Here is a 9,252-nt window from a genome sequence, read left to right on the forward strand (position 1 = left end):
TTCCAAGATTTCTTGTCGCTTGCACCTCACCAGTCAAAGTCACCCCCAGCACGGGCCTTGCCCAGCTTCTCAGATGAAGTTTTCGGGAAGCACAGGTTTTTGGAAAGGACAATGATCTCATAAATCATCATGGTGGAAAATGCATATCAGGTTCTTTGTCTCGTTTGATTGATACATCTCCACTATCGCGGAGACCTGAAACTGAAACGCGATCAGCGCCTTCAACATTCCTCAGCTGTATAACACCACCTCCACTCTCTAAATCTTCAATAGTAACCACTCTTTTTGCATTTTTGTTAGAAACAGAAATTGCACCTCCATCAAACTCGCTTGCTGAAATGGCGACGACGACTTTCTCATCTTTATTAGTACAGCAAATCCCTCCACCGACCAGCATGGCTTTGGGGCCGGTTTGAGACTTTCCGGCTGCGATTAGCCCGCTACCGTCTGGACCAATACGCGCATGTATGACCTTCTGTCCATCGGTCCTTGCCAAAGTAAATAAAGCTTGTTCATTTTTCGGCCTGCCGAGGGCTACTAATCTCGTGCCATCATCACCATTAACGTAAGTCAACGCACTTCCATCCGACGCGACGGCCATACCAATCATCGGTCGCGCGCCACTCGCACAAAGTGACAGCGATACACCAAAACTTGAAGATTTAGAATCAGCCCTGGCAACCAACTCAGACAGCATCACGCCATCAGAACCCATAATGCGCAACCCATTGCCATCAATAATTGCACTAACTCCGGTAGTGCTATCATGAAATGTCATAGATGACGACTGTTCGCAGAGTTTCATATGCATCCAGCCTGCATGAGCAAGTAGCACTAGAAGAAGTAGCCAAGTAAGCCCAGATGTGCAGCGCCGAACTAGGTTGAGGTGCAAGAAAATGCCGTTACTGCCTGTCATGCATCCGCTCCTTAGATCGGTTTTCAGAAATTACGGCCGACTCGAATGAAGATCGTTCTCACTTCAATAATGCTTTGCACAGGGTTATTTACATTAACCTTAGCGTTGATATCAATTGAGTACTTCCAAGTGGCTGTACTTCCAGGCCCTGTTCCGATTGGCGAAGTGGGGCCGGACGGAACAACTGGGGCCAAACTTGGAAATTCATCGGCAACCATAGGCCCCATCGTCTTGGCCGCTGCTTCTCCTATCATGCTCATTAGCTCGTTTGGGGTAATCGCCCTGCTTTCAACTGGACCGGTTATGGTGCCAGTTGAAGAATCCTCCGGAGCCTTAAAAACATTCGTGGTGCTATCATACGGAATGGTTGTGGTTGTCACAAATCCTTCCAAATCAGGTGAGTATGGCGGCGGCAAGGATTCCCGCATTACAACTGGGTTGGTCGCTGGACTGTACGGAAGAACAACCTCAGATTCGTCTGATGGTGGATTCGCGATGTTCTATGTCACCAGTAACGAGGCTGGTGCTGAAGAATGTGCGAGTGGCATTGTTGAGGAATACAAGTCGAAAATGCCGGGGGCAGTGATCACTCCACTGAATCATTGGGGTAAGCATGAAGGGAACGGAATTGCACTAGAGGGGAAGATGCTCCAAGTGGAAGCATCTGCGCGAGTGGTCACCATTCACCAGGGGCGTACCTGGGTGGTTGTAGTCGAGTTTGTGCCCGAAGAAGATGCCGCGAAGATTGATCGGGATTTGCGCGTGATTTCGGATTCGTTCGAGTTTGTCAAAAACTAGAGCGAACTTACCTGGGTGACATCGACCCAAGCGGCAAGAAGCGGCCGACCGCTACGATGATGGCCGGGCTGACCGACCATGTTTGGTCGTTCGACGAGCTGTTCGCGGCCGTGATGGGCGGCTAAAATGGCAGGCATGGCGACCATCATCTCATTGACTGTGCTGGTTGGTATCTTTGCAGCAGCCTATGTGCTGATTAGCAAGCGGCAGCGCGGCAAGCGAAGCGACGGCGATAGCTACGGCTTCCAGGCTCCTGGCCCTGATTCTTATCCCGGCCCCTAAGTTACCAGCGCAGATTTAGGACATTACCGAATCGCGTGATTACGGCCTAGGTGACATCGACCCAAGCGTGTTCCCGATGGAGTAGCTGCCGCTGCTTCGGATTGTGTCGCGTGCCCTGTAGCGGCGTGATAAATTGACCTACCAAGTCATTCAAACATCTGTGCGGTCGCTCGAAGGGTGCGGACAGTGACAATCTCGTCGCGGACACCTGAGGGTACTCCGAACCGCTGTCCAGTTTGCGGTCAGGCGTTCCAAATTGAGCCGTCATTGCCCTTCGGCGACGCGCCGTGCCCTGCGTGCGGGAGCTTGCTTTGGTTCATTTCCGGCAGCAAGGAAACGCTGTTCTTCGATCCGAATACATCCGGGTTGCTCGATTTGATTGCAGCCAGACTTGGTGTTAACCCCGACTCGCTACGAGCCAGCCGTCTCCGAGAGTTGGAACTGGACTCCCTGGACGTGGTCGAGCTGGTCATGGAGTTAGAGGAAGAGCACCGGTAGCAGGCGAGACCGGACTATAAGGTTAACAGCTGCCGGTGACATCGACCCAGGCAGCAAACGCGCCGGGTAGGCTGATGTCGCGTCGGCGTGTCGACTCGAGATGTTTGCTTTTGTTCCTCTGCCTGATTCCAGCCCTCTTGATGCTCGTGGTAGACTGCGCAACTGTGATTTGAATAGGCGCATCACGGTACTGGCATGAACAGTTTTCGACAGACACATTTCGCGCGGCGCGTGCCTTTCGTGGTGCCGGCAATGCTCGCATCCTTAATCGTCGCGGGCTCGGTCAACGCATTACAGGCAGACGGCCACAGCGCCTGGGTGCCCGCCAAGACCCGCGTGTTTATCGTCGCGTTGGCAGAATTTCAGAACGGACGATTGCATTCGTTTACCAAGAGCGACCGGTTGGACAATCGGCTGGCGGAAATCTTTGAGCAGCGTGGTGTTCCGGCCAGCCAAATACTGCTTTTGAAAGACAGCTCGGCCACCACCGCCAACATCGAGCGCGAATTCCAATCGTTCCTCAAGAAGAGCCATCCTGGGGAGCTGCTCTTTTTTCTGTTCAGCAGTCACGGCGGCTATAACGCCGAGCAGAACAAGTACTCGTTTTACACCTACGACGGCAAGCTGCCGTTCAGTTGGGCGTTCGACACGATCGAACGCGAGTTCCAAGGCGCCCACGCCATCCTCTCGACCGATTGCTGTTACTCCGGCGGGATTATCGATCTTGCCGTGAAGCGACCAACCCGCATCGGCTATGCCTGCCTGAGCTCGACTTACGACCACCAGGTTGCCCGGAGTGGTTGGCGATTCATTCAATGCCTGAATCGTGGCTTGGCCGGCGATCCGGTGGTCGACCTGGATCGTGACCACCAGATCACGCTCGACGAACTGGCCCGTTACACCGCCCGTTACATGGCCTTTGCCGCCGAAGGCAAGCCGTGCTTCACGACGACCGGCAGTTTTGATCCTCAGTTGCGGTTTGCCGAATCGGCATCGCAAAAAGGTCCGCGCGCCGGCGAACTGCTGGAAGCCAAATCGGGCGATGGCTGGGCCAAGGCCGAGATTCTGGAATCGAAACAGGACCGGTTCAAAATCCATTTCACGCGCGATACCAAGACTACGCATGACGATTGGGTGACGGCCGATTCGCTGCGTCCGTTTCATTTTCAGAATCAGCCCGTCGGCACGCTGGTCAACGTACAAGACAGCAACGACAAGTGGCGTGGAGCCAAGGTGGTCGAGCGTTGGGAATCGCTGCATCGCTGTCGTTTTGACGACGAAACGCCTGTTCCCGACGAGTGGTTCGGTCCCAGCCGACTGCGTCCATCGTTGGCGGGCGACTGGACGGGGCGGTTTGCGAACGATCTCGGCGAAAGCAACACCGAAACGGTGGTCTTTCGGCAAGACCAGGGCGATACGCTGCATGGCACGTGGTCGGGGAACGTCAAGTTAAGTGGCGAACGGATTGGCAAGGAGGCGTTCTTTTTCGAGGCCCGGACTGCGAACCGGCTTTATCGAGCCGCCGGCCACGTTGCCGATGGTCAGTTGTCGTTCGACTACTGTGCCCACCGCACCCAGGGCGAGCACGGCAATTATTACGGCTGGGCCAGCTACCTGCGTGACGGCGACGTTGCGGCCGTTCCGCGCAACGCAAGCGCTGAGTTTGCCGGGACTTGGGCTGGCGTTTACGAAAACAGTCGGTCGAGCAGCGGCCCGGAATCGCTGGAACTGAAAGAAAGCGCGGGGCAGTTGCGTGGTGTTTGGTCCGACGTACCGGTGACGGGCGAACGACTGGGCAGTACCCGCTTTTACCTGCGTGGCACATCAGGCAAGCGCGCGTACCTGGTGGCTGGCTGGGTCAGCCACGGCCAACTCAGGCTCGACTACTCGGCAACCGACGAAAACGACCGCTACTTTGGCTGGTCAACACTGCAGCGACCTTAGCCATCAGTCGCCAACGTAGTCTTGAATGATCACCTCGGTGACATCGACCCAAGCGTCGGGGTCACGGGGGTTGGCGCTGTTAACAGCAATCTGCGGCGCATTTGAAGACAAGTTGGCGAGTCTTATTCAACGGGATGCGGAAAAGCCAAGACAACCTCTGCTCGTTCATCGGATCACCATGCACACCTTCGGCCGTCCATGCGATTCGTTCCGTCAGGCGCTCGGTGTGGTCGTTTGGTCGGTGTTGTGCGGACAACTATCGGCAGCCTCGCCCGTCGAATGGGCCTCGCAATTACGCTCCGCGGCAGGTGGGACCATTTTTGTTTCGCCCACGGGCAACGACCAAAACTCGGGCGCTTCGCCCGAGCAGGCGCTCAAGTCGCCACTCGCAGCCGTCCTGAAAGCTGGCCCAGGAGATGTGGTTTGCTTCGATGCCGGCACTTATCCACCGTTACAAATCGTCGACAAGCGGGGGACTCGCGACCAGCCGATCGTGTTCCAATCGGTTCCTGGCAAGGAACGAGAAGCGACGTTTTCGTCAGGTCGACGTGATGCGGGCGTCGGTATCATCGTCGAGTCGTGTGAATATGTTGAGGTGCGAAACCTCCGCGTCACCGAATCGCAAAAGGGAATCGATTGCTGGAGTGTGTCGAATTGCGTCATCCGTGGAAATCAACTGGAACAACTCGGCCAAGAGGCGTTACACGTCGGACGCAAGCACACCTACGATGACACCAAGCAGTTTACCGGCCCGGCTTCGCATCATGTGCAATTGTTGGGCAACAAGGTCAACGGCACGGGCAAGGACAAAGAGGAGTATGGCGAAGGTATCTATATCGGCACGGGCGCGTTTCTGGGCGACGATACGCATGATGTGCTGCTGGAAGGAAACATTCTCCACGACATCTCGGCCGAGGGGGTCGAGCTGAAGCCGGGCACTCACGATTTAATCGTCCGCGGCAACTGCATCTTCAACACCCATCACCACTACAATGCCGCCATTACCGTGGCCATCGAAGGCGTACCGGCCGGGAACGGCAACTATCTCATCGAAAACAATTTGGTCTGGGACGTGAAGAAGGTAGAGCACAGTGTCGCCGGAATCGGGCTCGGCCACGGCAACGCGGTGCTGCGCAACAACATCGTCTGGTCCGTGCAAAACGGCGCGGGGATTCGACTCTACCAGACCTTCAAGAACCAACAGGCGCTGCGCGTCGTGATCGACAAGAATACGATCAATGGCGGCACGGGGGAGTCGGCAATTCTTGTGGGGGGCGGGTCACGAGAGCTGCAAACGTCGTTGGTCCCGCTGGTGCAACTTGCCGGCACCATCACCAATGACGGCTCCGGTGGGTCGGCAGTGGCGCTGCCTGATTTCTTTCGTGGACCCTTTGCAGGTGACGCCGATCACGGAGACGGGCCGGGCTCCGGCTACGCGCTCAAGGTCTACCGCGGAGCCGGCGCGGACTACACGAAGATTAAAAAGCTGCTCGATGTTTATTGGCGAGTTCCCCGCTCTCGAACGGCGAAATAGAGCGGAATGGCGCGGGACTGGTTCGACATGACGCGCCCGGCGATGCGGTCGCGTCCGTGCTCCGTGGTACCCGTCGACATCCGGTGACGCTGCAAGCCGATCTGTCAGCGGCATTCGATTGCCGAGCGTCATTCCCGCGCAGGCGGGTATCTAGACGCCAACCGCCACTACTAGATTCCCGCCTGCGCGGGAATGACGGCATCGACCGGCAAGGATCAGCATTGCCCCCTGCGTAACGCGGCACGCAGACAGATTTGCACCACAGAGACACAGAGGTCACAGAGAAAAGCCGCAATGACCAAATCCCAATGACCAAGAGTTTTTCTTTGGACATTGGTCATTGGTGCTTGGTCATTATCGCCTTCTCCGTGTTTTTCTCCGTGTCCTCTGTGTCTCTGTGGTGAATCCTGCCTTAGCGTCTTGGCGGTTCAAACTGCTGCCGCAGTTCCGGCGTCGTGACCGTCGTGTCGTCGTGGTCGAATGCTCTTCCTTGCTCTCTCTGCGATTCAATTCCCCTCTCTCCGGCGTCGTGGTTGGTCTTGATCGCCCCACTTGGCAAACTCGGCAAACTTTGACGCCGGCCGGCAGATTCAACTCCCCCCGGGCTGACGGTCGATTTCTATTCGGTGCGATTTGCCGCGCGCCCAGCTCGGGGCCGCCGCTAGCAGGCCGCACGTTCATTGCCGCCGCCGACGCTAACCAGTGGAATCGCATGACGTTACGCCTCAGCACGCCCGGCCCCAGCGTCCGCCCCGCTCGGCAGCGTCGTCTGTTGGCCGATCTGGCCAACGGGGGCGTGGTCTTCGCCGGGCTGCTGCTGGGGGGCGTGTTGTGCAGTTGCTCGACGGCCGATCGGGCCCCGGTGACGACGGTGGCCGAGACGTCGCCGCTCCTCCAGCCCCAGGCCGCCGCCGACCTGAAACCGACCCCAGTCGCGCTGCCCAGCACGCTGTTCTCGCCCCCGTCGGTGGCGGCCATCGATCGACAAGCGAACCTGCAGCGCTGCCTGGCCCAGTTGCAGCAAGCCGAGCGGCAGCTTGCCGCGCACCCGACGGCCACGGCTACCTATCGCAAGCGCGAACGTCTCGCCGGGCAACTGGAAGAGCAGAACGTGATGTTCATGAAGGTCCGCCGCGAACCGATGGCGGTCTACATGCGCTGGCAGGAGCCCGACGAGGGGCGCGAGGCGATCTGGCAGCAAAACGTCAACGACGGGTTGATCTTGGTACACCCTGGCGGCTGGAAGCGGAAGTTCGTGCCGCTGGTGAAAGTTGATCCTCATGGCCCGCGCGCCGCCGAAGGGAGCAAGCGGCCGATCAACACCAGCGGGCCGTGGGCTTTCAATCGCCGGCTGCTCGACTTTGTCAACGATCAATTGCAGAGCGGCTCGGGCAGCAAAGTCACGTTGAACGAGAACGTCAGCATGGCGGGCGTGGCTTGTGACCGCTATTCGTTCGAGCACGCCGAGCCGATCGCCGGGCAGGATTTTCATCGCGCCGAGATTTACATCGATCGGCAGCGAGCGCTGCCCGTGGCTCTCGAGGTGTATGGCTTCGCCAAAGGCGCCGGCTCGCCGCCGCTCGACGAGGCGTGCGCGTTCGAGAACCTGCAGCTTGGCGCGCCCTTGGGAGACGAAGACTTCAGCGTGTCGAACCCGCGGTACGAATACGTGAAGTGAGCCGCCTCTCGATCGTTTGACGTCTCAGTATTCTCGAGTAGCACGAGTCGTGGGGGAGTGGGGGCGTTGCGGGGTGGGGGAGTAAAGACGCCAACGCGGCACGACCTACCGATTGCGTCTTTACTCCCCCACATGAAGTTGGCTGCGCTTGAATCTTGCACAGGGCTCAACCAACGATTTGCCCTCACCCGCCGCGGACCCAGACGTACGCCAGCCAGCAGAGCACCGGGAACAGCAAGAACATCAGCCCGTACGTCAGCGCCGATGTCCAGGAATTGCGGGGCCAGCGTGCCATCGGGGGATTAGTCCTGCGGAGGTTGGTCGAGAGCGGTCACGAGCAGCGACAGCTCGATCGTCGCGGGGCCCGGCTCGGTGAGCTTCAAGTCTAGCCGCGCGCCGTGCGGCAACAACTGCCCCACCTTCACTTGCACGCCGGTGCCGCGCGTCACGTGTACTTCCGCACACGGCACGCGCGCAAACGGGGGGCAGAACGCCACATGGGCGGAGAGGTGACGCTGGCCGGCGGCGGCCGTCACTCGCAGCTGCGCGCTAAGTGTGTCCTCGCCCGCGGCCGAGCGATAACGCCGCAGTTGCTGCGACCAATCGCTGGCTTCGACCGTCACGACGTCGATAGCGCGACCGCCAACCGTCCGTTCGCTCATGGGTAAGCCCGCTCTTGCGGCAGGCCAGGGCCGCCGATTCCAAAGGCGATCAGCCAGCAACGCCGTGAATGCCAGGGCAATACTCCACCAGGGAGTGCCGCGCATCCAAAGAGCCAACAACAGCGCCGCCGCGCCGAGCGTGGCTTGCTCCCGCCGCCAAATCGCCCGCCAGCGCGAAGCGGCCGGGGCCGTAAAGCCCGCCACAATCCGACGCGCCGCCGAAGCCGCGCAGATCACCAGCATGGCGATGGTCAGGTATGCCAAGCCCGCCAGCGGCGTGGTCACCGCGCCGGCCACACGACGCCAGGCGAACAAAAAGGCCAGCGCCCACAGCGCCGGTGTGACTAGCCAAGCGGCGCTCAAAATCCTCACGCTGCACAGTGGCTTGGCCAGCGAACCCAACGGCGCGTAGCCGACTATCAACCTACGCGCCGCGTTGCCATCCGTCATGAGGAACCTCAGAGAAATAAAAAAGCCCTCGGCGCTGGTAATGCGCCGAGGGCTTTGATGTTAGGGCACGTGGCACAGTTCGCACAACGGTCTAGCCGGCGGCCGCGGTCACTCCGGCGGCTTCGGCCAGCTCGGCCGCGCGCTTGGTGTTTTCCCATGTGAAGGTCGGGCCCGAGCGACCAAAGTGGCCCCCCGCCGCCGTCACGCGGTAAATCGGCCGCCGCAGGTCGAGGTACTGGATGATCTTGCCCGGCGACAGCGGGAACAGATCCTTGACCAGTTCGCAAATCCGCGCGTCGTCGATCTTGCCGGTCCCTTCGGTGTCGACGTACACGCTAACCGGGTCCGACACGCCAATCGCGTAGGCCAACTGCACTTCACAGCGATCGGCCAACTCGGCCGCCACGATGTTCTTGGCGATGTGCCGGGCCATGTAGGCCGCGCTGCGGTCGACCTTGGTCGGGTCCTTGCCGCTGAACGCGCCGCCGCC

At 59.1% G+C, this 9,252-nt stretch carries 10 protein-coding genes; 6 read left to right on the forward strand and 4 right to left on the reverse strand.

Annotated features, from left to right (window positions below; translation table 11 throughout):
- Positions 1-127 precede the first annotated feature (127 nt).
- Positions 128-805: a hypothetical protein gene (locus JSS27_11850; protein ID MBS0209635.1), complete on the reverse strand. Its 678-nt coding sequence runs from the start codon at positions 803-805 to the stop codon at positions 128-130.
- A 156-nt stretch (positions 806-961) separates the two neighbouring features.
- On the opposite strand from JSS27_11850, the gene JSS27_11855 reads away from it, so the two are divergent.
- Positions 962-1,714, forward strand: coding sequence for a hypothetical protein (locus JSS27_11855; GenBank protein ID MBS0209636.1), 753 nt, complete (start codon positions 962-964; stop codon positions 1,712-1,714).
- On the opposite strand, the gene JSS27_11860 is transcribed toward JSS27_11855, so the two are convergent.
- Positions 1,711-1,851 (reverse strand): hypothetical protein, encoded by a 141-nt coding sequence (locus tag JSS27_11860; protein ID MBS0209637.1) that lies wholly within the window; start codon positions 1,849-1,851, stop codon positions 1,711-1,713. The genes JSS27_11855 and JSS27_11860 overlap by 4 nt on opposite strands.
- Here JSS27_11860 and JSS27_11865 point away from each other — a divergent pair.
- From JSS27_11865 to JSS27_11885, 5 genes are all read left to right on the forward strand, one after another.
- On the forward strand, positions 1,850-1,996 hold the full coding sequence (locus JSS27_11865) for a hypothetical protein (protein MBS0209638.1): 147 nt from the start codon (positions 1,850-1,852) through the stop codon (positions 1,994-1,996). The two genes, JSS27_11860 and JSS27_11865, sit on opposite strands and share 2 nt — an antisense overlap.
- 366 nt (positions 1,997-2,362) lie before the next feature.
- A complete protein-coding gene (locus tag JSS27_11870; GenBank protein MBS0209639.1) occupies positions 2,363-2,494 on the forward strand; it encodes a hypothetical protein in 132 nt (43 codons plus the stop codon).
- 252 nt (positions 2,495-2,746) lie between these two features.
- Positions 2,747-4,438, forward strand: coding sequence for a caspase family protein (locus tag JSS27_11875; GenBank protein ID MBS0209640.1), 1,692 nt, complete (start codon positions 2,747-2,749; stop codon positions 4,436-4,438).
- Positions 4,439-4,463: 25 nt separating this feature from the next.
- Entirely contained in the window at positions 4,464-5,972 is a 1,509-nt protein-coding gene (locus JSS27_11880) for a right-handed parallel beta-helix repeat-containing protein (protein MBS0209641.1), read from the forward strand.
- Positions 5,973-6,684: 712 nt separating this feature from the next.
- Positions 6,685-7,650 carry a DUF1571 domain-containing protein gene (locus tag JSS27_11885; protein MBS0209642.1) on the forward strand — a complete coding sequence of 322 codons (966 nt, stop codon included), beginning with the start codon at positions 6,685-6,687 and terminating at the stop codon, positions 7,648-7,650.
- Positions 7,651-7,952: 302 nt separating this feature from the next.
- Here JSS27_11885 and JSS27_11890 read toward each other — a convergent pair whose 3' ends face one another.
- The gene (locus JSS27_11890) at positions 7,953-8,762 is read right to left on the reverse strand and encodes a hypothetical protein (protein MBS0209643.1); all 810 of its coding nucleotides are present in this window, start codon (positions 8,760-8,762) and stop codon (positions 7,953-7,955) included.
- A gap of 91 nt (positions 8,763-8,853) precedes the next feature.
- A partial coding sequence (locus JSS27_11895) for a methionine adenosyltransferase domain-containing protein (GenBank protein MBS0209644.1) occupies positions 8,854-9,252 on the reverse strand: 399 nt, incomplete at its 5' end.

Source organism: Planctomycetota bacterium (assembly GCA_018242585.1).
GTDB lineage: Bacteria > Planctomycetota > Planctomycetia > Pirellulales > PNKZ01 > JAFEBQ01.